This is a genomic window from Streptomyces sp. NPDC087270, from assembly GCF_044744625.1.
GTDB lineage: Bacteria > Actinomycetota > Actinomycetes > Streptomycetales > Streptomycetaceae > Actinacidiphila.
The window spans coordinates 485,367-507,601 of record NZ_JBIUYR010000002.1 but is presented as its reverse complement, the minus strand read 5'-3'; the positions used below and the strand labels follow the sequence as shown (position 1 = coordinate 507,601).

The following is a 22,235-nucleotide window of genomic DNA, read 5'->3' as shown; positions in this document are numbered from 1 at the left end:
GACCAGGCGCCCCGCCCGGAGGGGAAAACTCATGTCCAAGACCTACAGGCGGGGCGCAGCCCGTCTCGCGGCGGCCGGCGTCACCGCCGGCCTGCTCGCGGTCGGCGCCTTCGCCGGAGCGACCACGGCCGGCGCCGACAGCGGCACCGGCTCGGCCGGCGACACCGCGTCGTCCGGTGGCGCGACCGGCACACTCGGCGATCTCGTGCCGGGTATGTACGGTGGCGCGACCGTCACCAGCAAGGACGGCAAGCCCGCGGCGGAGCAAGCCGGGCTGTTCAAGCTGAGCCTCAGCGACGGCACGACCGTCTACACCTACTGCATCGACCTCTACAACGGCGCCGACACCAGCGGCAAAGCCGCCTACCACGAGGTCCCCTGGAGCGCGACGTCCCTGACCCAGCAGGGTCGGGACAAGGACGTGGCCGGGAAGATCACCTGGATACTCCAGCACTCCTTCCCGCAGGTCAACGACCTCGACGCGCTGGCCAAGACGGCGGGATCGGGGTCGCTGACCAAGGAGACCGCCGCGGCCGGCACCCAGGTGGCGATCTGGCGGCTCTCCGACGACCCGAAGGCGGCCGCGGACGATCCGGCGGCGGAGAAGCTGGCGGACTACCTCGACCAGTCCGCGCAGGCCGTAGCGGAGCCGTCGCCGTCGCTGGAGCTCACTCCGTCCTCGGTGTCCGGCAAGTCCGGCGGGCGGATCGGCCCGGTGACCGCGCACACCAGCGCGAGCGGGGCCCAGGCGGTGCTGGCCTCCGACGCGCCCGCCGGCGTGAAGCTGGTGGACGGTGACGGCAAGCCGGTCACGTCGGTCTCGGACGGCAGCCAGCTCTACTTCGACGTGCCCGCGGGCACCAAGGAGGGCGGCACGTCGGTGACGGTGTCGGCGACCACGAGCGTGCCGGTCGGCCGCGCCTTCGCGGGCACCAACTCGAAGGACGGCGGGTCGAGCCAGACCATGATCCTGGCCGGCACCAGCCAGACCGAGATCAAGGCCACGGCAGCGGCCACGTGGGCGGACCAGGGCCCGATACCGGCGCTGACCGCGCAGGTGAACTGTGCGAAGTCCGGTGTGGACGTCAGCGCCACCAACAAGGGCGACGAAGCGTTCACCTTCACCCTGGAGGGGAAGACCTACACCATCGCCCCCGGCAAGTCGCAGACGATCACGGTCCCCGTCGCCGAGGACCAGGGCTACAAGATCGACATCGCGCTGCCCGACAAGTCGGTGAAGACCTTCAAGGGCGTGCTGGACTGCAAGGCGGCCACGCCGCCCCCGACCCTGCCGGCCAACCAGCCGAGCCCGGCGTCCGGGACCGGCAACCTTGCCGAGACCGGTAGCAGCAACTCCACCCCGCTGATCGCGGGCATAGCGGTCGCCCTCGTGGTGGTCGGTGGGGGAGCGGTCTTCTTCTTCCGCCGCAGCGCCAAGAAGAACTCCGCCACCTCGTAGGACCGTAGCCGGGGAACGGCAGCCGGACGGGCGGTCCCACCCGTCCGTCCGGCTCCGGGCCACGGTCCGGGCCGCTGCCGTCGTGCGGGGCCGGGACCGCGGGCCTCGGCCGGGGCAGGGGGTGAGGGGCTGAGGGGCTGACCTACCCGTTCGCCCCGGCGGGTGGACGTACGGCAAGATGGGGCGTATCTGCCCTCACGCGGCGGAGCCGCACATTGGCCCTTCTCGATTGCCGGACGGTTTCTCTTGGCTGAGTACATCTACACGATGCGCAAGACGCGTAAGGCGCACGGCGACAAGGTCATCCTCGATGATGTGACGCTGAGCTTCCTGCCGGGCGCGAAGATCGGTGTGGTCGGCCCGAACGGTGCCGGTAAGTCCACCGTGCTGAAGATCATGGCGGGGCTGGAGCAGCCGTCGAACGGGGATGCGTTCCTGTCGCCGGGCTACAGCGTGGGGATGCTGCTCCAGGAGCCGCCGCTGGACGAGTCGAAGACGGTCCTGGAGAACGTGCAGGACGGCGTCGCGGAGACCAAGGCGAAGCTCGACCGGTTCAACGAGATCGCCGAGCAGATGGCGACGGACTACTCCGACGCGCTGCTGGACGAGATGGGCAAGCTCCAGGAGCAGCTCGACCACTCCAACGCGTGGGACCTCGACGCGCAGCTCGAGCAGGCGATGGACGCGCTGGGCTGCCCGCCCGGTGACTGGCAGGTGACGAACCTCTCCGGTGGCGAGAAGCGCCGGGTGGCACTGTGCAAGCTGCTGCTGGAAGCGCCCGACCTGCTGCTGCTGGACGAGCCGACCAACCACCTGGACGCGGAGTCCGTGCAGTGGCTGGAGCAGCACCTGGCGAAGTACCCGGGCACCGTGGTGGCCGTGACCCACGACCGGTACTTCCTGGACAACGTCGCGCAGTGGATTCTGGAGCTGGACCGCGGCCGCGCGCTGCCGTACGAGGGCAACTACTCGACGTACCTGGAGAACAAGGCTTCCCGGCTGAAGGTCGAGGGGCAGAAGGACGCCAAGCGGCAGAAGCGCCTGAAGGAGGAGTTGGAGTGGGTCCGCTCCAACGCCAAGGGGCGGCAGGCCAAGTCGAAGGCCCGACTGGCCAGGTACGAGGAGATGGCCGCCGAGGCGGACAAGATGCGGAAGCTGGACTTCGAGGAGATCCAGATCCCGCCGGGCCCGCGGCTCGGGTCGGTGGTGGTCGAGGTGGACCACCTGCACAAGGCGTTCGGCGACAAGGTGCTGATCGACGACCTGTCGTTCACCCTGCCGCGCAACGGCATCGTGGGTGTCATCGGGCCGAACGGCGCGGGCAAGACCACGCTGTTCAAGATGATCCAGGGCCTGGAGCAGGCGGACACCGGCAGCATCAGGGTCGGCGAGACGGTGAAGATCTCGTATGTCGACCAGGGCCGGTCGAACATCGACCCGAAGAAGACGCTGTGGGAGGTCGTCTCGGACGGCCTGGACTACATCAACGTCGGGCAGGTCGAGATGCCGTCGCGGGCGTATGTGTCGGCGTTCGGCTTCAAGGGCCCGGACCAGCAGAAGCCGGCCGGGGTGCTCTCCGGCGGTGAGCGAAACCGGCTGAACCTCGCGCTGACCCTCAAGCAGGGCGGGAATCTGCTGCTGCTGGACGAGCCGACCAACGACCTCGACGTGGAGACGCTGTCGTCGCTGGAGAACGCGCTGCTGGAGTTCCCGGGTGCGGCGATGGTCGTCTCCCACGACCGGTGGTTCCTGGACCGGGTGGCGACGCACATCCTGGCGTACGAGGGCGACTCGAAGTGGTTCTGGTTCGAGGGCAACTTCGAGTCGTACGAGAAGAACAAGGTCGAGCGACTGGGGCCGGACGCGGCGCGCCCGCACCGGGCCACGTACAAGAAGCTGACGCGCGGCTGATGGCGCGGCACGTCTTCCGCTGCCCGATGCGCTGGGGCGACATGGACGCGTACGGCCATGTCAACAACGTGCTGTTCCTGCGGTATCTGGAAGAAGCGCGGATCGACCTCATGTTCCGGCTGGCGGATCGGGAGGGCGGCGGGACGTTCGCGGGCGGTTCGGTGGTGGCCAGGCACGAGATCGACTACCTGCGGCCGCTGGTGCACCGGTACGAACCAGTGGCGATCGAGACGTGGGTGGAGAGCATCAACGCCGCGTCGATGACGGTCAGGTACGAGGTGAAGGACGAGGACGCGGTGTACGCGCGGGCGGCGACGGTCGTGGTGCCGTATCTGCTGGCCGAGCAGCGGCCGCGGCGGATCACCGAGGAGGAGCGGGCGTTCCTGGAGCGCTACCGCGATGAAGGGGCCGTGGTCGGGTGAGCGTGCGGCTCGGCTTCGCCGAGGGACCGGGCGGGGCGGCGGTGGTGGAGGCCGACCTCGCCGCGTTCCTCGGGCGGCTGGTGAGGTGGGACAAGGCCGCGGTGGTGCGGCTTCGTTCCGCGGAGGGGGAGGCGGCGCTCGGCGTGTTCGGGCAGCCGCCCTTCGGCGGGGTGCTGGCGGTCAAGAGCCTGGCGCTCGGCGGCGACGGGATAGCGTCGGTGGTGGACGCCACCGTGTCGGCCGGGCAGTTGCTGGAGGCGGTCGGGGAAGCGGTGGGCGGCGGGCTGTTCACGGTGCCGCCGTCCGTCACCGGCCCGGCCTGGGCCGGACTGCTGCCGCCGCGCGAGGGATGGCGCCGGGTCGCGGAGATGCAGGCGACGGTCGTGCGGGAGGTGGCGGCACGGGCGGTCGCGGAGTTCCGGGACCGTACCGAGGCGCTGGTGCCCGAGCGGCGTGGCCGGGCGGAGCTGGACGCGCTCGCGGAAGAGCTGTGGAGCAGGCCGCTGCCCGGCGGCGGGGCCGGGGTGACGCTGCGAGTGGTGCATGCCGCGCACGCCCTCGGGTTCCTGCCCGCGCGGCGGTCCGGCGAGGCAGCGGACGAGGCCGTCGCGGTGCTCGCGGCGGGCCCGTGGGTGCGGCTGCGCACCGGGTACGGGTCAGTGGCGATGCGCGGGGCGTCGGGGGCGTCCGGACTGACGGTGTCGCCGTTCTGACCGGGGGCCGACGCCGCTGACGGTGTCGCCGGTACCGGCCCGCCCGAGCCCGAGCCCGGGTTCGGGTCCGGGTCCGGGTCCCGGTTCCCGCGGCTACTCCTCCGGGCGGTCCGGCCACACCCCGATGTGGTCCGGCTCCAGTTCCAGCAGCACCCGGGAGCGGATGTCCAGCGCGTCGGTGTAGTCGCGCGGGATCTGGAGCCGTCCGGCGCGGTCGACGGTGGCGTACTCCCGGGCCACCACCGACTCCTGGCCGTGCTCGTCGACTTCGGTACGGCGGACCACCTCGGAGGCGGTGCGGCCGTCGCGGATGGCGACGGTGCGCCGGACGGCGTTGGACACCGCGTGGTCGTGGGTGACCACGACGACGGTGGTGCCCAACTCCTCGTTGGCGGTGCGGAAGGACGCGAAGACCTGCTCGCCGGTGGCCGAGTCCAGCTCGCCGGTCGGCTCGTCGGCGAGGATCACCGAAGGGTTGTTGGCGAGGGCGACCGCGATCGCGGCGCGCTGCTGCTCACCGCCGGACATCTGGCCCGGCTGCCGGTCCCGGCAGTAGCCGACGCCGAGCATGTCGAGGAGTTCGGCGGCGCGGGCGGACCGGCGGCGCTTGGTGCGCAGGCCGGTGCGGCCGGCCAGTTGCATGGGCAGCACGACGTTCTGGGCCGCGGTCAGGTACGGCAGCAGGTTGCGGGCGGTCTGCTGCCAGACGAAGCCGACCATGTGGCGGCGGTAGCTCAGCCGGGCGGCGGCGTCCATGGCGAGCAGGTCGTAGCCGCCGACGGAGGCCGCGCCCGCGGTGGGGACGTCGAGGCCGGCGAGGATGTTGAGCAGCGTGGACTTGCCGCTGCCGGACGCGCCCACCAGCGCCATCAGTTCGCCCTTGCCGACCAGCAGGTCCAGGCCCTGAAGGGCCTGCACCTCGACACCGTCCGCGGTGAAGATCCGGACCAGGCGGTCGCAGCTGATCAGCGCGTCGTGCCCGTACGCGGGGCCGTCGCGGCGGGCGGCCGCCTGCTGCTCCAGGTCGGCGAGGCTGCGTACCGCCGAACGCCCATCGGCCGCGCCGGCCGCGCCGGATGAGCCCGCCGCGCCGGATGAGCCACCCGTCACTGCCGAGCCAGTCGTATCCGCTGCGCCCACCGGGCCGGTGGAGCCCGCACCGCCCGCCGCTTCGCCCGCGCCTCCGGAGCGAGCCGGACCCGTCCCTGACGCCGAGGCCGACGCTGCCGCCGACGATCCCGCGTCCCCGGAATCCCCGTGCGTCCCGTTCCCCCGCGCTTCCCCGCTCATACCCGGTCCCCCGCTCTCAGTTCCGTGCTTTCCCGCCGCCGCCCGGCCAGCCACGCCTGCGCCAGCAGCACCGCACAGGCCAGTATCAGCAGCCCTGCCGACGGCAGGGCAAGGGCCCAGGGGTTCGCGCGCAGCCCCAGCCCGAAGTCGACCGCCGTGATGTCGCGCGGTTCCGTACCGAAGGTGAGCGCGCGCAGGTCGATGCCCGGGCCGAGCAGCGGGATCACCGCCAGGCCCACCAGCACCCCGCCGACCGCGCCGAGCAGCACCTGCGGCAGCATCTCCAGCAGCACCAGCCGCCGCGCCTGGCTCCGGGTCATGCCCATCGTGCGCAGCCGGGCCAGCAGGGTGGTGCGGCCCGGTGCCGCCTGGAGCAGCGACAGCAGCAGCGCCAGCGCGCTGTAGCCCGCTCCCGCCGCGACCGCCGCCAGGTACAGCCGGCGGGCACCGTGCTGGAGCGGGGTGTCCGCGAGCGAAGCCCGCTCCTCGCTGCGCAGCAGCACCGACACCGACGAGACGTCGGACGCGGCCACCTCGCGCAGCGCCTTCGCGTCGATGTGCCGGCCGGGTGCCGCCATCGCCAGAAGGGTCGTCGGCGCCGTCTGCTGCGGGTACTGCTCGGCCTCCGGGTGCATGGCCTTGAGCGCGGCCGCCGAGACGATCACGAAGTCGCCGCCGGGCGCGGCCGGGGTGGTCGGCAGGACGGCAGCGGTACGGATGGAGACGGAGCCGAGATCGGTGGCGACCGGCACCGTCTTCCGGCCGATCTGCCCGGCCAGCCCGGGCGACAGCACGGCGGGCAGCACCGGCTGGCCTGCCTGCCCCGTCTGCTCCGTCTGCCCCGTCTGGCCCCCGTGCCCGGACAGCGCGTGCGCCGGGAAGGAGGGCAGCCCGACCGAGCCGGTCAGCTTGTCGTACGCGGCGGGGTCCACCAGCACCACCGCGTACGACCCGTTGAACGTCGCATCGGCCGAGTGCTGCTCGACCCGCGCCGTGGTGGTCATGCCGATGCCGGGCACCTTCCGGACGCGGCCCGGGAGTTGGGGCGACAGCGTGGCGGTGACCGCGTCGATCCGGGCGTCCGCGCCGACCGTCGCCGTGGCCGCCCGGTCCCTGCCGTGGTTGATCCCGGCCAGCACGGAGCCGCCGAAGGACGTCACGGTCAGCGCCACCAGCACCGCCAGCAGCGGCAGTTGACCGGTGGCGGGGGAGCGGCCCGCGCGGGCCAGGCCGAGGTGGGTGACCGCGCCGGTCAGCCGCGCCGCGGGACGGGCCAGCAGCCGCAGCGGCACCGGGTACAGCCGCAGCAGGACGAGCGCGGCGCCGATCGCCACCAGTACGGGCGCGGCGGCGAGGAACGGGTCGTTGCCGGGGCCGCTGCCCCCGCCGGTGGCGGTGCCGCCCGAACTCCCGCCGCCCCGCTGGCGAAGCGCCACGACCGCGCCCACCACCAGCACCACCACGGTCAGTTCGACCACGAGCCGGCGCCGCGACGGCCGGGCCGAGACCACGTCCTCCCGCCCGCCCGGCCCCGGCCGGCGTACCGCGAAGGCGGCCCGCAACGGCAGCGCGAGCACCACGACCGCGGTGACCAGCGCGGCCAGCAGCACCGGCAGCAGCCAGCGGCCGGTCGGCAGCAGCAGGAGCGCGAGCAGCGCGCCGGCCACCCCGCCGGGCACGGCCGCGGCCGCGGTCTCCGCCGCGAGCCGGCCGGTGACGCCGCGCAGCGAGCCACCGCGGGCGCGCAGCAGCGCGATCTCGACCCGCCGCCGCTCGGCGGCGAGCCCACCGGCCATCAGCAGCACGGCGAGCGCGGTGGTGGCCACGCCGACCGCGGCGATCAGCACCAACGGGGTGGTGGCGTCGCGCTCCCGGAGGAAGCCGGTGAGCACGGTGCCGAGCGCGTCGCTGACGCTCACCTGCGCGCCGCTCGCGTCCTGCAGCTTGACCGCCAGCGGGCCGCCGCTCAGCGACGACAGCATGTTCTGGAGCGCCGGGACACCGTGCGCGGTCAGCCGGCCGATGTCCAGCGGTTCGTACCAGTAGACATTGACGCCCGCGCCGAGCTCCGGCAGCGAGTCGGCGGCGTCGCGGTGGGTGAGCAGCGTGAAGTGCCAGTACGCCTTGGGTTCCTCGCCGCGCTCGCCGGGCTGGGAGCCGAGGACCGGCCCGAGCAGGTCGGGGTCCTCGTTCCAGTACGACGACGTGGGGTCGAGCGGGGCCACGATGCCGGTGATGTGCACGGTCAGCGGTTTCGAGTTCGTCCCGCTCGGGTGGACGGTCTGGCCGACCTTCAGATGGAGTTTCCGGGCGGTCCTCACCGTCACGGCGGCGTCGATGGGCGGCGGCCGCTGTCCGTCGGAGACCGCGGGCGGCGGTTGCGGCATCCGGCCGGCCACCAGCCGGGCGTGCGCGCCGAGATCGGCCTGTGCGACGAGGTCGGCGGTCGGGGGGTGCGAGGACGGACGCGGCAGGCCGGGGTCGGGGACCTCGGACGCCTGGCCGGTGCGCGCCCCGTACACCGCGGAGTGCGGGGCGAGCGGGGTGGTGCGCGCCAGCAGCGAGTGGACGGCGCTCTGGACGGCGTCGAGGGTGGTCACGTCGAGCGGGTTGGTCCCGTAGAGCCCCTGCTGCGGGTTGTAGCTCTCGGTCAGGGCGATCCCGCGGTCCTGGTACTGGCCGGCCCGCACCGCGTGTTGCAGCGCCCGGTCCTCGTAGCGGTCCACGGAACGCGGCAGGCCCGCCGCGAGGAACGCGGTGACCAGGACGAGCCCGAAGGTCGCGAGGGCCGCGTGGCGGGCGGCGCGCAGCCGCACCCGCACCCAGGCGAGTCGCACGTCGTCGCCGGGCAGGCCCGCGCCGTCCGCCGCGCCTGAGCCGCCTGAGCCGCCTGAGCCGCCTGAGCCACCGCCCGACGCCCCGCCCCCGCCCCCGTCCACGCCCCCGCCGTCTCCCGCTCCCGCTTCCGCTCCCGCGCCGCCCTCCGGCTCCCACGCCCCGCTGTCGTCCCGCTCTCGCGCCGCCATCTCAGTCCTCCCCCTGCCGCCGCAGTGCCGTCGCCGGATCGCCGCGCCGTGCCGCCGTCGCCAGGACCACCAGCACCGGCACCACCACGACCTCCGCGAGGAGTTCGAGCAGCCGGCCGGCCGGCAGCCGTACGACCAGTGACGGCGTCGGAGTCGTGGCCTGCGGGGTCAGCACGATCAGCGGCGTCACCAGCCGGGTCAGCAGCGCACCGAGCGCGGCGCCGACGATCAGCGAGACCAGCACCAGCAACCCCTGCTCGGCCGCGATCACCCGGGCCAGCTGGCGCCGGGGCGCACCCAGGGCCCGCAGGATCGCGAACTCCGCGGTGCGCTCGCGGACCGCGCCCGCCGAGGAGACCGCGAAGCCGAGCGCGGCCAGCACCACCGCGGCCACCACGGCGGCCGGCAGCGCCGACTGCGGGCCCGCGCCCAGCGGGTCGGCGCGCAGGTCGGCGGCCGTCTCGTCGGCGACCAGGACGGTGTCGACGTCGGCGCGGGCGCGCAGCGCGGCGGCGACCTCGGCGGTCCGGCCCGGCCGCGCGGCCAGCCACCACTCGGTGGGTTCCATCGCCTGCGCGTCGTGGTACTGCAGGTACTGGTTGACCGCCCGCAGGTCGACCACCATGCCGCCGACGTCCTGGTTGCCGCCCGTATCCGATCCGGCGTCCGTCCCCGAGCCCGACCCGGCGCCCGAATCCGCGCCCGACCCGCCGGACCCGTTCCCGGCGTCCGCGCCCTGGCCGTCGCCGAGCCCGGGGATCGCCTTGACCGAGCCCACGATGCGCACCGGCACCGAAATTCCGCCGAGTTGGACGCTGACGCTCTTGCCGACCTTCGCCTGCTGCGACGTGAGGAAGGCGTCGGTGGCGACAGCCGCCGGGGTCGGCGGTGCGGGCGTGTCCGCCCCGGCATGTACGGTCGCGGTCGCTATCGGGCTGTAGCTGTCCTGGGGCGCCTGCGCGGCGCCGGTGTCGTAGTCGAGCGTCATGGTCGTGCCCCCGCCGACCCGTGGCACGCCCGCCCCCGGCGCTCCGGCGGTCGGCGCGCCGGCGCCCGGCAGTTGCTCGAACGAGGGGCCGTCGATGGACGCCGTCGCCGACCACTTCTGGACGGGTACCGTCAGCGGGCGGACGGTGCCCGTGTCGTCCGCGACCCGCGTGGCCGACATCGTCAGCGTGTAGGTCCGCTCCTTGACCGGGATGTCGAAAGCGATGTCCAGGCCGGTGACCCGCAGCGGACCGGCGGGCGCGCCGCCGGCCGCACCGGACAGCGCGGCGATGTCGAGGACCAGCGGGTGCGGTCTGCCGTCGGGTTGCAGGTCGCCGACGGCGGCGGTGTACGGCACGCCCTCGGCGTCCAGGACGGTGACGCTGACGTGCTGGACGGCGTCCGCGGTCACGGGACCGCCGCCCGGTCCGGGCCGCAGCACGGCCTCGAACGTCACCTTGCGGGCGTCGGCGGGCAGCGGGAAGCCGCCGCCGGCGCGGACGCCCTTGCCCAGCGGCGCCAGCACCGTGGCGGCCGACCGTCCGCCGGTGAGGTCGGAGCGGAACAGCATCGTCTTCCCGGCCCGCGCGGAGTCGATGGCCAGCACGGTCGCCGTACGGTCCTGGTCGAGGTAGAGGCCGGTGTCCGCGGCGGGCGCGGCGGCGGCGAGGCCGGGCTGGTGCGCGAAGATCCCGGGCTGCCCGAACGGCGGGGTGGTCATGCCGGTCACCCGCAGGTCGGCGCCGACCGCGTACCGGGCCTGGTCGCGCTGCGAACGGTCCCAGCTCGCGCTCTGCCCGATCGAGAAGACGCCCATCGCGATCGCGAGCACCAGCAGCAGCGCCGCTCCCGCGCCGCGCCGCGGCCGCCGGGCGAGTTGCCAGCCGGCGAGCGCCAGCGGCAGGGTCCGGCCGCGTGCGGCCCGCCGCTCGCCGAGCTTCGCGACCAGCGGCAGCAGCCGCAGCACCAGCACGGTGCCGGCCAGCAGGCACAGCGCGGGCGCGGCGACCAGGATCGGGTCCACCCCGAGCCCGCCGCCCGCGTTGGCGCTCAGCGCGCCGCTGCCCGAGGCACGCCGCTCCAACTGCCAGTAGGCGATCCCGGCGACCACCAGCAGCCCCACGTCGGCGCCCGCCTGCACCGCGCCGGGCAGGGAGCGGCGCCGGGCGCGCTCGGCCCGCTCGGCGGCGTAGGAGCCGCCGGTGCGCAGCGCGGGCGCGATCACCGCGCCGGCGCAGGCCAGCGCGGCGGCCACGGCGACCAGCCAGGCCAGGCCGGTGTCGCCGGAGCCGAGACTGACGCCGGTACGGGCCATGGCGCCGGTGCCGGCCAGCTCCCGCGTGACCGGCCCGGCCAGCAGCGGGGCGAGCAGGGCCGCGGGCACCGCGAGCAGCAGCGCCTCCCACCCGGCCAGCCGGGCGACCCGGGCCCGCGATCCGCCGCGGGCGCGCAGCAGCGCGGTCTCCCCGGCCCGTTCCTCGGCGAGCAGCCCCGCCACCAGCAGCAGCGCGAAACCGGCCAGGATCACCAGTTGCAGCGCGCCGATCAGCAGCGTGGAGCGGGTCACCAGCATGCTGCGGCGCAGCGCGTCGAGCAGGTCGGGCAGGCCGCTGGTGCCCTCGGTGACGGCGGTGGTCCGGTCGTCGTGCAGCGCGTCGAGGGTCTGCTGGACGCCCTTCTCCAGCGTGTCCATGTCGTGTGCGGTGGACTGCCGGAAGTCGCCGGTGGCCTGCCAGGCCATCGCGGCGGCCTTGACCCGGCCGGAGTCGAAGCTGCCGGGGTCGGCGAGCATCGGCCCGTAGGTGGTGAACGCGACCGTGTGCGCGCCCCGGCCGTCCAGCGGGTCGAGGTGCCAGTACGGGGAGGACGGGTCGCGCGGCTGGAAGATCCCGCTGACCTGGACCTTCAGCGGGGCGCCGCCGAGCCGGTCGGCGAGGGTGAGGACGTCGCCGGGCTCGGTGCCGAGGATCAGCGCGGCCACCTGCGGCAGCGCGACCTGCACCCGGGCCGCGCCCCGCTCGGCCGCGGTCGGCCAACTCCCCTTCACCAGCCGGACTTCGGCGCGGTCGAAGGTGGCCAGCAGCGTCAGGTCGGGCTCGCCGTTCGCCGACTGGGCCGAGGAGCGCGGCCGCTTCGGCAGGCCGTAGGGGCCGGAGCGGGTGCTGCCGTGGACGCTGGTGGGCAGCCCGGTGAAGGAGCCGCGCAGGTGCTTGCGCACCGCCGCGTCGAGCGCCTTGCGGTCCGTCCCGTTCAGCTGGGTCTGCACCTCGACCGTCGACCGCGCGGCCGCCTGGTGCTGGAGGGTGCGCCGCAGGGCCGCGTCGCCGATCGCGCCGGTGAAGGCGGTGAACGTCGCGAGCACGCACGTGGTCAGCAACACCGTGAGCAGGGCGGCGGCGAGAAGCAGTCGGTGTGCGCGGACACGCAGCAGCACGAATCCGGTCACATGTTCCCCCCGTCATGTACTGACGGGATGCTCTCAAACCGCGCAGCGGCGCAGAACCCGGACCGCGGATGTCGCAATCCGATCGTGATGGTCCGCCGAGCGGACGCCGGGCCGGCCCGCCGGGCGGGAAAGTGCGGTCCGCAGCGGTGCGTGGCCCACCGGCCACGCGGGGTCAGCCCGGGGTGTTCACCATCGACGCGGCGGCGTACACCAGGTAGTCCCACAGCTGGCGTTCCTGCTCGGCGGGCAGCGCCAACTCGTCGACGGCCACGCGCATATGGCGCAGCCACGCGTCGTGGGCGGCGCGGTCCACCGCGAAGGGGACGTGCCGCATCCGCAGCCGGGGGTGGCCGCGCTCGTCGCTGTAGGTGCGCGGGCCGCCCCAGTACTGCATCAGGAAGAGGGTCAGGCGCTCCTCGGCCGGGCCGAGGTCCTCCTCGGGGTACATCGCGCGCAGCTCGGGGTCGTCGGCGACGCCCTGGTAGAAGCGGTGTACGAGGCGGCGGAAGGTCTCCTCGCCGCCGACGAGTTCGTAGAACGTCTGCTGCTGCAACTCGCCGCGCCGGATCTCATTCACCCTTCCATCGTCGCAGATGCGGCGAGCGGCCCGCCGTGGTGTCCCGGTTCGTATCCCCGCCGCTCCGGGCGCACGATGGAAGCATGGGCGCGACAGGGCCCGACGGGCGGCGCGAGGGGCGATTCGAGCGGCGGTACGCCACCGCCGCGGGGTCGCTGCGGGCCCGGATGGTCCGCCGGATCGAGTCCGGCGGCGGCCTCACCGACCCCGCCTGGCGGGCGGCCTTCGCGGAGGTCCCGCGGCACCTCTTCGTCCTGGACGACCAGGACACCGGGTACGGCGGGGAGCCGGGGCCCGGCGGGGAGTACGGCGGGGGATACGACGAGGAGTACGGCGAGGAGTACGGCGAGGGGTTCGCGTACGGCGAGGGGCCGGTTCACGGCCGCGGTCCGGTGGCCGCGTCGCACCGCCGCGCGATGAGCCGCCTCACGGGTGCCTACGCGGACCGGCCGATCGCCACCCGCGTGGTCGGCGGTGAGCTGGTCTCCTCCAGCAGCCAGCCGTCGCTCATGGCGCTGATGTGCGAGGCGCTGGACGTGCACGGCGGGGAGCGGGTGCTGGAGATCGGCGCGGGCACCGGCTACAACGCGGCGCTGCTGGCCCACCGGCTCGGCCCGGACACGGTCACCACCATCGACCTGGAGCCGGAGATCACCGCCGCGGCCCGCGCCCACCTGGACGCGTACGGCACCGAGGCCGCCCGCTCGGTCGTCGTGGTCACCGGCGACGGCGCCCTCGGGCACCCGCCTCGCGCCCCTTACGACCGGGTCATCGCGACCTGCGAGCTCCCCTTCGTGCCCCCGGCCTGGCTGGAGCAGTGCACGCCCGGCGGTCTCCTGCTGCTGCCGCTGGCCACCGGCCTGGTCGCCCTCACCGTGCACGGCCCGCGCCAGGCGGAGGGCCGGTTCCTCTCGACGCCCGCCTACTTCGTGCCCCTGCGCGGCGGATCGGGCGCCCCCGACGGCGCCGCCGAACACGGCCTCGCCGCCGAGGTGTTCGGCCAGAGTGCCTTCGGCGGCATCACCCGCCCCGACCGCACCCGCTACGGCCTCACCGTCGACGGCCCCCGCCAATGGCTCTGGCGCGACAGCCCCGAGGGCCCCCTGACCTGGCCCCTCACCACCACCTGACACCGGCCGCGCCGGCACCCGGAAGCGCCCGCCGCACCGCTCAGGCGCGGTGCAGCGTGATGGTCGTCCACGCCCCGACGTGCACACGGTCCCCTTCGGCGAGCGGCACCGGAAGATACGGCCGGATCGGGTCCTCCGCCAGGTTCACCGTGGTCCCGTTGGTGGAGTCCTGGTCGACCACCGACCAGGAGCCGTCGGGCTGCTGGACCAGCACCGCGTGATGGTGCGAGACCCCGGGGTCCTCCGGCGAACGGGACAGGTCGATGTCGGGCGCCTCACCCGTGCTGTGCCGGCGGCGGCCGATCGTGACCTGGTGCCCGGTGAGCGGCAGTTGCACCTCGGGGGAGTAGGCGGGGAAGTACAACTGCTCGGCGTCCGGGCCGCTGCGCGCCATCATCGCGGTGAAGTACGCCCGGTCGGCGGTGATCACGGCCACCCAGGCGGTACCGGTGCCGGTCGCGACGGACAGCGGCGGCTGCTGCCCGACGGCGGTGGTGGCCGGACCACTTGAACCACCCTGCTCGCCGGGCCCGTTCGGCCCGCCCTGCGGAACGATCACCGGCCCGCTGGCCGGCCCGCTGGCCGGGCCGCTGACGGGTCCGCCGAGGGTTCCACCGGAAGCCCCGCCGAGGGTTCCGCTGCCGGGTCCTCCCACCGGCCCGCTGACAGGCCCGCTGACCGGTCCGCCCGACGTCGTCCCGCCGGTACCGGGCACCGACCGCACCGACCCGGACGGCGGGTCGAGCAGGAAGTCCCCCGAACCGGAGGTGACCGAGTCGTCCGGCAGCGCCTCCGCCGGCCGGTTGATCTGCGACGGCCGCGACCGCTGCGATTCGTACCGCTGGTACGGCGGGATGCCCGGCGCGGTCGGCTGCGGTGGCACCACGGTCGCCGCGTGGGTGCGGAAGTTGTAGCGGCACTGCTCGCAGAACAGCGCCGAGCCCTCCCGCGGCGTCCCGCAGTTCGGACAGCACTCCTCGCCACCCCCTGCCGGCTCGCCCGTGAATCCGGGCGGCGACGGCGACGAGGGCGGCGGCGAGACCGGCGAGGCCGAGGACGACGACGCGGAGGACGCCGGCCGCGACCCCGCGGCCGGTGCCGGCATCAGCAGGCCGCAGACCTCGCACCAGTCGGTGGCGCTGGTCTGGTGGCCGTTGGCACAGATCGGCATGGCGTCGGCTCCCCCTCCGCCCGGTCGGGCGGCTCCCAAGGTTGTGCGCGAGCACGTAGTACCCGACGGTTACTTTTTCACGCGTACGGTCTTTGTCGACCGCGTCTCCAAGGTCATCTCGTCGGCGTCGGCGACCTTGGGCTTCAACCGCACAGTACCGTTCACCGCGTCCACCACGTCGACCACCTTCGCCAGCAGCTTGGAAGTGTCCTCGTTGCCCGAGGCGCTGGCGAGCTGCACCGCGCGGCCCAGCTTGGCGGTCGCGGAGTCCAGGTCCCCGGACTTGCGGGCCTCCAGGCCCTGCTGGATGGCCTGCGCCAGCTCGGCCTGCCCGGTGTAGTGCGCCACCTGCGGGCTGATCCGGGTCGAGGCCGCCATGTCGTCGGTCCACAGCGCCCGGACCAGCCCCTGCGCCAGCACCTGCGTGGTGCCGTCGGGCTCCGGCAGCACCAGCGACACCCGGGCCGCGAGCATCTCCTGGCCGACGACGGCCGGCGGCACCTTCACGCAGACGTGGTAGTCGCGTGACTCGTCGCCCCATGACCCGGTCGGGTAGTCGCCCATCCGCGGCCCGGTCTCCGCACGCCGCTCGGTGAGGTCCTCCACGGTCGGCGCGACCTGCTTGACGAAGGCGATCTCGGCGTTCTGCGGAGTCCACAGCCGCAGGCCGACGTCCGCGACCTCCTTGCCCATCGCGTTCTCCATCATCGCCTGGAAGTCGCCGGCCAGACCGGCCGGGTCGGCGACGATGTCCACCGTGCCGAGCAGCGCCGAGGCGATCCCGGTGACCTCCTTGACCTCCCAGTCCGTGCCCACCCCGCGCGCGTCGCAGGTGAAGCGGCCGGAGCAGGCGTCCAGGGCGCTTTGCAGGTCCTCCGGCTTCTCGTGCTCGTTGCGGCCGTCGGTGAGCAGGATGCCGTGCCGTATCGCCACGTCGGAGCCGGCCAGCAGCCGGTCGGCGAGCCGCAGCCAGGTGCCGATCGCGGTGCCGCCGCCCGCGGTGAGCTTGCGCAGCGCCTGCTTGGCCTGCGCGCGGGTGTTCGGATCGGCCACCGCCAGGCCGCCGTTGGCCGGGTAGACCTCGCGGGCCTGGTGGGTGCCGGCCACCACCGCGAACGACACCCCGTCGCGCAACGTGTCGATGGCGACCGCGGTCGCGTCCCGCGCGTTGCGCATCTTCGTCGGCGGGTACTCCATCGAGCCGGAGCAGTCGACCATGATGACCACGCCGGCCGCCGCCGCGTCGCCCGGCAGCGGGCGGCCGCCCGAGGTGCCGCCGCCGGTCGAGGTCACCGTGACGATCGCGTTGACCTCGCGGCCGCCCTCGGGCAGGTACTCGTTCTGGTACACGTCCACCGAGAACTGCGGCACGTTCGACTTCGAAAGACTTGGCATCGCTTCCTGTGCTCCTTCACGCCATTGCTCGTCCGCCCCCCGCCGTGCGCGTCGCGCCGGCGAGAGCTAGGCGGAGGGGAATCCTGCCCGTGCGACGCTTGCCGGGAACGGCAGCACCGCGACCGTTACGTTGTCGTGGCCGCCGCCGTCGAGGGCCAGGCCGAGCAGCGAACGCGCGCTCGCCAGCGGCCGGACACGGGCGTCGGCCGGCAGCGCCTCGGCCATCTCCGCGGCCGATTCTGCGTAGTTCCACAGTCCGTCGGTGCACACCACGATCACGCCCGGGCCCTCCGGCTGGAAGGCCGCCACGTGCGGATCGACCTCCACCGCGTCCGCGCCCAGCCAGCCGGTGATCGCGTGCGCCCGCTCGTCGGCGTACGCCTCGGCCTCCGACATCAGCCCGGCCGAGACCATCCGCGCCGCCCACGAGTCGTCCTCGGTGAGGCGTGCGGCGGGCGTGCGGCGGTCGTCCGGGACCCAGTACGCGCGGCTGTCGCCGATCCAGCCGACGGTGAAGACCGGGCCGGTGATGACCGCGCTGACGCAGGTGCACGCCGGGGCGTTGTGGTGCGCGGTGATCGGCTCCGGCGACTCCTCCTCGGCCAGCGCGCCCACCGCGTCGAACGCGGCCATCAGCGCGTCGCGCATCGCGTCGTCGGGGGAGGTGCCGCGTTCCAGGGCGGCGAGCAGCGACTCGCTGCCGGCGGCGGAGGCCGCGGCGGAGGCGTCGTCGGGACGGTAGGCGGTGGACACGCCGTCGCACACCACGGCCACGACGGCGGCGCTGCCGTCGGGCAGGGCGGCGGTGCCGAGCATGAACGCGTCCTCGTTGCGGTGGTGCCGCAGGCCGCGGTCGCTCACCGCGGCCACGCCCTCCAACTCCTTCTCCTGGTGGTCGCGTTGGCGGGGCTGCGCGTGCCCGCAGTGCTCGCAGTAGCCGTCGTCGTCCACCCCGCCGAGGCCGCAGGCCACGCACACCGTGCCGGTCGTGGCCGAACGGCCGGTCGAGCCGGTCCCGTCCTTGCTCCCGGTCGCGGTTCCGGTTCCGGTCCCGGTCGCGGCCTGGCCGCCGCCCGCCGTCGCTTCGCCTTCGCCGGCGTCGTCGCCGCTCTCGCTCTCGTCGGAGAGCCGGGCGGTGAAGCCGAGCGGGAGGGTGTCCTCGGAGGACCCGCTGCGCGGGGGAGCGAGCAGGAAGGCGCCGGTGGCGTCGGCGGCGGCGCCGTTCACGGCGGGCGCGGCGGCGTCGGGACCCGGCGCGTGCGGCGCGGGAGCACCCGGCGCCGGAACACCCCGCGCAGGAGCACCCTGCGCCGACGCTTTCGGCTCCGACGTATCCGGCTCGGGCTCGGGCGGTGGCACGCTCAGGTCGCGGCCGCAGCCCCCGCAGAACCGGTCGTCGGGGGCCTGGGGTTCGGAGCAGCCCGGGCAGATCGTCGGGCGGGCCGTGGGCGCCGAGGGCGCCGACTCGGGCAGTGGTGGCATCGGTTTACACCCAGGTCCTGGGGCGGAAGCGGTTGGCCCGCTCCACCAGTTCGATCCTCGTACCGCCCTGGCGGGCCAGCCGGGCGAGCACCCGGTAGGACCGCTCAAGGCCGAACCGCAGTCCGCGCTCGTCCAGTTCGGCGCCGAGCACCGGCCCGGTCGGCGCGGTGCCCGCGCCGGTCCGGCCGGCCAGCACCCAGTCCAGCGCGCTGCCGTACACCTCCGTGGCGAGCTGCTCGCGACGGTCGTGGTCCAGGCCCTGCCGCTGGAGGTCCTCCACCTGGCGGGCCGCCGCGTGCAGGTCGGGCAGCAGCGGCTCCTGCGGGGCCCGGTCGCGCAGCCGGGCGCGTATCGCGGCGACCCGGGCGGCGGTGTAGTGGATGGAGGACTCGGGCACCGACTCCAGCGCGCGCACCGCGCCGACCCGGTCACCGGACTTCAGCAGCACCCGGGCCAGCCCGAAGGCCGCGCTGACGTAGCTGTGGTCGGTGGTCCACACCAGGCGGTAGTACTCGGCGGCGTTGTCGAGCTGCCCGAGCACCTCCGCGCAGATGCCCAGGGCGAGCTTCGGCGAGGGCTCGCCGGGGAACGCGTCGTAGACCGCGTCGAAGCTGAGCGCCGCCGTCGCGTGGTCGGCGGTGCACAGGCCGACCAGCCCGCGGTGCCAGACCACCCGCCAGTCGGCGCTGTCGTCGCCGGAGCCGTCGAGGCCGCTCAGCACCGCCTGGGCGCCCGCGGTGTCGTCCAGCTCCAGCAGGGCCCGCAGCTCGCGCAGCCGCTTCTCCACGGAGTCGATCGGCGCCGACCGCAGCGCGGTCACCATCTCGCCGGGGGCGGCGGCCGCGATGCCGGCCAGGAAGCCCGCGTTGGGGTCGGTGGAGTCCACATGCGGTACGGGCAGCGCGAGTACGGCCGCGGCCGCGTCGAGCCGGGAGACGATCGGCCGGCCCGGACCCCAACCGCCGCCCGCCTGAGCCCCGGTGGGCGCCTGCGGTGCGACGGGCAGCCCGGGCGGCGGGGTGGCGCCACCCGTCGCGGGCCCGAACACCCCGGCCGGCGCGGCCTGCGCGACCTGCCCGGGAAGCGCCGCGGGGGGCGCGCCCGGCAGCACCGGCGCACCCGCGGGAGCGGCCGGCAGCGCCGGGGCGCCCTTGTCCCTTCTGGACCGCCGCTTCCCGTCGGGCGGGCGCACCGCGCCGAGCCGCGAGGTGTCGCCGGTCACCGGCCGCACCAACTGGGTGTCCACCACCCGCAGTTCGGGACCGAACAGGGTGGACAGGGCCGGCCGCGGCGAGCCCGACTCCAGGGCGACGACCTCCCGCAGCACGCCGAGCAGCTGGTCGGACATCTCCTCGGCCGAGGCGAACCGCTTGTGCGGGTCCGGGTCGGTGGCACGCACCAGCAGCCGGTAGAAGGACTCGTAGCGCCGGAAGACCTCGATCTTGTCCGGGTCGGGCAGGCTGTCCACGAAGACGTTGGTGTAGCCCTGGAAGTCGAAGGTCAGCACCGCCAGGGTGCGGGCGACGGTGTAGAGGTCGGAGGCGACCGACGGGCCGACCTCCGCGACCTCCGGTGCCTGGTAGCCGACCGTGCCGTATATCGCCGACTCGGTGTCGTCCATCCGGCGCACCGCGCCCATGTCGATCAGTTCGAGCCGGTCCTCGGTCTGGATCGCGTTGTCCACCTTGAAGTCGCAGTACAGCAGGTTGCGGCTGTGCAGGTGGCCGAGCGCGTCCAGCGCCTCGATGGCGAACGCGATGGCCTGCGCGACCGGCAGCGGCTCGCGCTTGCCGTCGGGGGCGCGGCGCTCGTTGGCGATCTCCTTGAGCGACTTGCCGCCGACGTAAGCCATCACGATGTAGCCGTCGAGGGTGCCGGTGCGCTGGTCGAGGTGCTCGACGAAGTTGTAGATCCGCACAATGTTGGGGTGCTCGATCTCGGCGAGGAAGCGCCGCTCGGACAGCGCGGCGGCCAGCGCGTCCTCGTCGCCGGTGTCGAGCAGGCCCTTGAGCACCACCCAGCGGTCGGAGACCGCCCGGTCCACCGCGAGGTAGATCCAGCCGAGTCCGCCGTGCGCCAGGCAGCCCATCACGTGGTACTGCCCGTGCACCAGGTCGCCCGGGCGCAGCTTGGGCGTGAAGGAGTACGGGTGCCCGCACTTGGTGCAGTAGCCCTCGGTGCGGCCGGGCCGCCCCTCGCGGCTGCGGCCGACCGGCGCGCCGCAGTCGCCCTTGCTGCAGTAGCGCTTGCGCTCGGGTACCTCGGGGTTCTCCAGCACCGCGGCGGCCGGGTCGGGCTTCGGCACCGTCGGCACGCTGACCAGGCCGGCGCCCAGCTTGCCGCGGGTGGGGCCGCTGCCGGTGCCGCGGGTGGTGCGCACCGACACCGAGCGGCCGGTGGAGCGGCCGGCCAGCGACTGGGAGAGCCGGCCCGACACCGAACGGCGGGACGCCTGGGAGGTGGAGGAGCGGGACGAGCGGGAGGAGTGCGCGGAGGAGCTGCCGGCCGAGGACTGCCCGGAGTCCGCGCCGGAGCGCGCGCCGGGGACGGCCGCGCCGCCCGCACCGCCGGAGCCCGCGCCGAACCCGCCCGCGGCGCCCGCGCCCGGCACCGGTCCCGCGGGTGCGGCCACCACCACGGGCGCCAGACCGCAGGTGCCGCAGTACAGGTCCCCGCCGCCCATGTCCTCCAAGGTCCCGTCGCAGCCGGGTCGCTGGCACTCGCTCACGGTCTCCCCCTCAGCCTTTCCCTGTCCCTGACGCCATCTTCGTACTGCTGCCGATCCTCGCGCGCGGGTCCGTGGCCGCGGCCGAAGCCGCACCCGAACCCGGACCCGAACCCGTGTCCGTATCCGTGCCTCTACGGGTGACGGTCGCCGCGGTCGTGCGCGGGTGCCCGCTCATGCCGGCCCCCGGCGGTCGGTGGGGGTGCGCGGGGTGCTGCCCAGCTCCGTGACCGCCTGCTGGTAGCGGCGTACGGCCCGTTCGGCCGCGCCGAGGTCGCACGGCGCGCTCCACAGCAGCCGCCGCGCCTGGTCGTACCGTTCGATCAGCACCGGGTCCTCGGCCATGCCGAGCCGGGCCACCTTCGCCCGGTACGCGTCGAGCCGGCCGCGCAGCTCGGCGCGGACCGCCAGCGGGGCGGTCACCGCGGTCAACGACTCCCGGGCCCGCAGCAGTTCGTCGTCGGCGTGCCCCTCCAGGCTGTCCAGCAGCGGGGAGAGCCGGTGCCATTGCGCGGTCCTGGCGAACTCCTCGGCCGCGCCGAGCTGTTCGTGCAGCGCGGCGGCCGGGCCGCTGACCGCGGGCACGTCGGAGGCGAGGATCTTCGACAGCACCTCGACCCGGGCGCCGCGGGCCTCGGTGAGGGTGCGGTCGGCCCGCGACATCACGTCGCGCAGCCGCCCGAGACGGTGTTCGGCGTCGTCGCGCACGTGCAGGACCGCCTCGACCTCGCGGCGGATCTCCTCAAGGCGCCGGCCGGCGTCGTCGTAGCGCGAGGTGTCGGGGCGGCCGGGGGCCGGGTGCGAGTTCCAGAAGGCCAGCGGGTCGGAGACCGTACGGGCCCGGAGCTGCGTCAACTCCTCGACCAGCGCTTCCAGTTCGTCACCGGCGGGGTGGCCGCCCGGGCGGACGCCGACCGAGTGCGCCAGCGAGCGGACCCGCTGCGTCTCGGCGGCCAGCAGGTCGATCCTGGCCGGCAGCGCGGACCACACCGCGTCGGCGGCGGCCACCGTCTCCATGGCCTGGTCGTACCAGCTGTTCATCCGCCGGACCAGTTCGTCCAGGCTCATCTGCTCGCTGACGCGGGCCGGTCCGGTCAGCGAGCGCTCGTGGTCCGGCACGGTGCCGCCCAGCACGGTGATCCCGTCGCCGCGCAACAGCTCGGTGAGCCGGGCGAGTTCGGTCTGGGTCGGCCAGCGGCGGCGGGCCCGCAGCTCGCGGGCGGCGGTCAACGCCTCGGTGTACGCCTCGAAGTGCGCCCACAGCGCGGTGACCGCCGTGTCGGTGCGCTGCCACCGCTCCTTGGTGACACCGGTCAACTCGGCGCCTTCGAGCAGCCTGCGCCCGGAGTGGTCCTGGAGGGCGAGCAGGGAGGTCTCGACGGCTTCGTGCTCGGCGCCGAGCCGTTCCAGCGCGAGATCGACGTCCTCCCGGCCCATCACCGGTCCGGATGCTCCCACGACCGCCATCACACCCTCTTCCCGTCTGCCGTGCCTGCCCTGC

The 22,235-nt window shown here is 74.5% G+C and carries 14 protein-coding genes; 5 read left to right on the top strand and 9 right to left on the bottom strand.

Translation table 11 applies throughout. The features are described from left to right. Positions 1 to 31 precede the first annotated feature (31 nt). The 4 genes from ACIPAE_RS05620 (at position 32) to ACIPAE_RS05605 (ending at position 4,505) form a co-directional block, all read left to right on the top strand. Positions 32 to 1,459 (top strand): thioester domain-containing protein, encoded by a 1,428-nt coding sequence (locus ACIPAE_RS05620; protein ID WP_329369293.1) that lies wholly within the window; start codon positions 32 to 34, stop codon positions 1,457 to 1,459. Between the two features lie 246 nt (positions 1,460 to 1,705). After that, positions 1,706 to 3,370: an energy-dependent translational throttle protein EttA gene (gene ettA / locus ACIPAE_RS05615; protein WP_402443077.1), complete on the top strand. Its 1,665-nt coding sequence runs from the start codon at positions 1,706 to 1,708 to the stop codon at positions 3,368 to 3,370. Next, the gene (locus tag ACIPAE_RS05610; protein ID WP_329369297.1) at positions 3,370 to 3,792 is read left to right on the top strand and encodes a thioesterase family protein; all 423 of its coding nucleotides are present in this window, start codon (positions 3,370 to 3,372) and stop codon (positions 3,790 to 3,792) included. The genes ettA and ACIPAE_RS05610 overlap by 1 nt, the downstream gene beginning before the upstream one ends. After that, complete coding sequence (locus tag ACIPAE_RS05605; protein ID WP_402443076.1) at positions 3,789 to 4,505, top strand: hypothetical protein; 717 nt, start codon at positions 3,789 to 3,791, stop codon at positions 4,503 to 4,505. Before ACIPAE_RS05610 ends, ACIPAE_RS05605 begins: the two co-directional genes overlap by 4 nt. A gap of 93 nt (positions 4,506 to 4,598) precedes the next feature. On the opposite strand, the gene ACIPAE_RS05600 is transcribed toward ACIPAE_RS05605, so the two are convergent. From ACIPAE_RS05600 to ACIPAE_RS05585, 4 genes are all read right to left on the bottom strand, one after another. Then, a complete protein-coding gene (locus ACIPAE_RS05600; protein WP_366410549.1) occupies positions 4,599 to 5,528 on the bottom strand; it encodes an ABC transporter ATP-binding protein in 930 nt (309 codons plus the stop codon). 263 nt (positions 5,529 to 5,791) lie between these two features. Further along, a complete protein-coding gene (locus tag ACIPAE_RS05595; protein WP_402443074.1) occupies positions 5,792 to 8,821 on the bottom strand; it encodes an FtsX-like permease family protein in 3,030 nt (1,009 codons plus the stop codon). 1 nt (position 8,822) lies between these two features. Next, entirely contained in the window at positions 8,823 to 12,254 is a 3,432-nt protein-coding gene (locus tag ACIPAE_RS05590) for an FtsX-like permease family protein (RefSeq protein ID WP_402443072.1), read from the bottom strand. Positions 12,255 to 12,426: 172 nt separating this feature from the next. Then, positions 12,427 to 12,831, bottom strand: a complete 405-nt coding sequence (locus tag ACIPAE_RS05585) for a globin (RefSeq protein WP_328464284.1) — start codon at positions 12,829 to 12,831, stop codon at positions 12,427 to 12,429. Between the two features lie 83 nt (positions 12,832 to 12,914). Between ACIPAE_RS05585 and ACIPAE_RS05580 the strand changes: the two genes are divergently transcribed. Then, the gene (locus tag ACIPAE_RS05580) at positions 12,915 to 13,961 is read left to right on the top strand and encodes a methyltransferase domain-containing protein (RefSeq protein ID WP_402443070.1); all 1,047 of its coding nucleotides are present in this window, start codon (positions 12,915 to 12,917) and stop codon (positions 13,959 to 13,961) included. Positions 13,962 to 14,001: 40 nt separating this feature from the next. Here the strand turns inward: ACIPAE_RS05580 and ACIPAE_RS05575 are convergent, their stop codons facing one another. The 5 genes from ACIPAE_RS05575 to ACIPAE_RS05555 form a co-directional block, all read right to left on the bottom strand. Then, positions 14,002 to 15,132 carry an FHA domain-containing protein gene (locus tag ACIPAE_RS05575; RefSeq protein WP_366410540.1) on the bottom strand — a complete coding sequence of 377 codons (1,131 nt, stop codon included), beginning with the start codon at positions 15,130 to 15,132 and terminating at the stop codon, positions 14,002 to 14,004. Positions 15,133 to 15,201: 69 nt separating this feature from the next. Further along, positions 15,202 to 16,527, bottom strand: a complete 1,326-nt coding sequence (locus tag ACIPAE_RS05570; RefSeq protein ID WP_329369308.1) for a VWA domain-containing protein — start codon at positions 16,525 to 16,527, stop codon at positions 15,202 to 15,204. Positions 16,528 to 16,593: 66 nt separating this feature from the next. Next, complete coding sequence (locus ACIPAE_RS05565) at positions 16,594 to 18,009, bottom strand: PP2C family protein-serine/threonine phosphatase (RefSeq protein ID WP_402443068.1); 1,416 nt, start codon at positions 18,007 to 18,009, stop codon at positions 16,594 to 16,596. Positions 18,010 to 18,013: 4 nt separating this feature from the next. Beyond that, on the bottom strand, positions 18,014 to 20,692 hold the full coding sequence (locus ACIPAE_RS05560) for a tetratricopeptide repeat protein (RefSeq protein ID WP_402443317.1): 2,679 nt from the start codon (positions 20,690 to 20,692) through the stop codon (positions 18,014 to 18,016). A gap of 216 nt (positions 20,693 to 20,908) precedes the next feature. Further along, the gene (locus ACIPAE_RS05555) at positions 20,909 to 22,201 is read right to left on the bottom strand and encodes a hypothetical protein (protein ID WP_402443066.1); all 1,293 of its coding nucleotides are present in this window, start codon (positions 22,199 to 22,201) and stop codon (positions 20,909 to 20,911) included. Between the last annotated feature and the right edge of the window lie 34 nt (positions 22,202 to 22,235).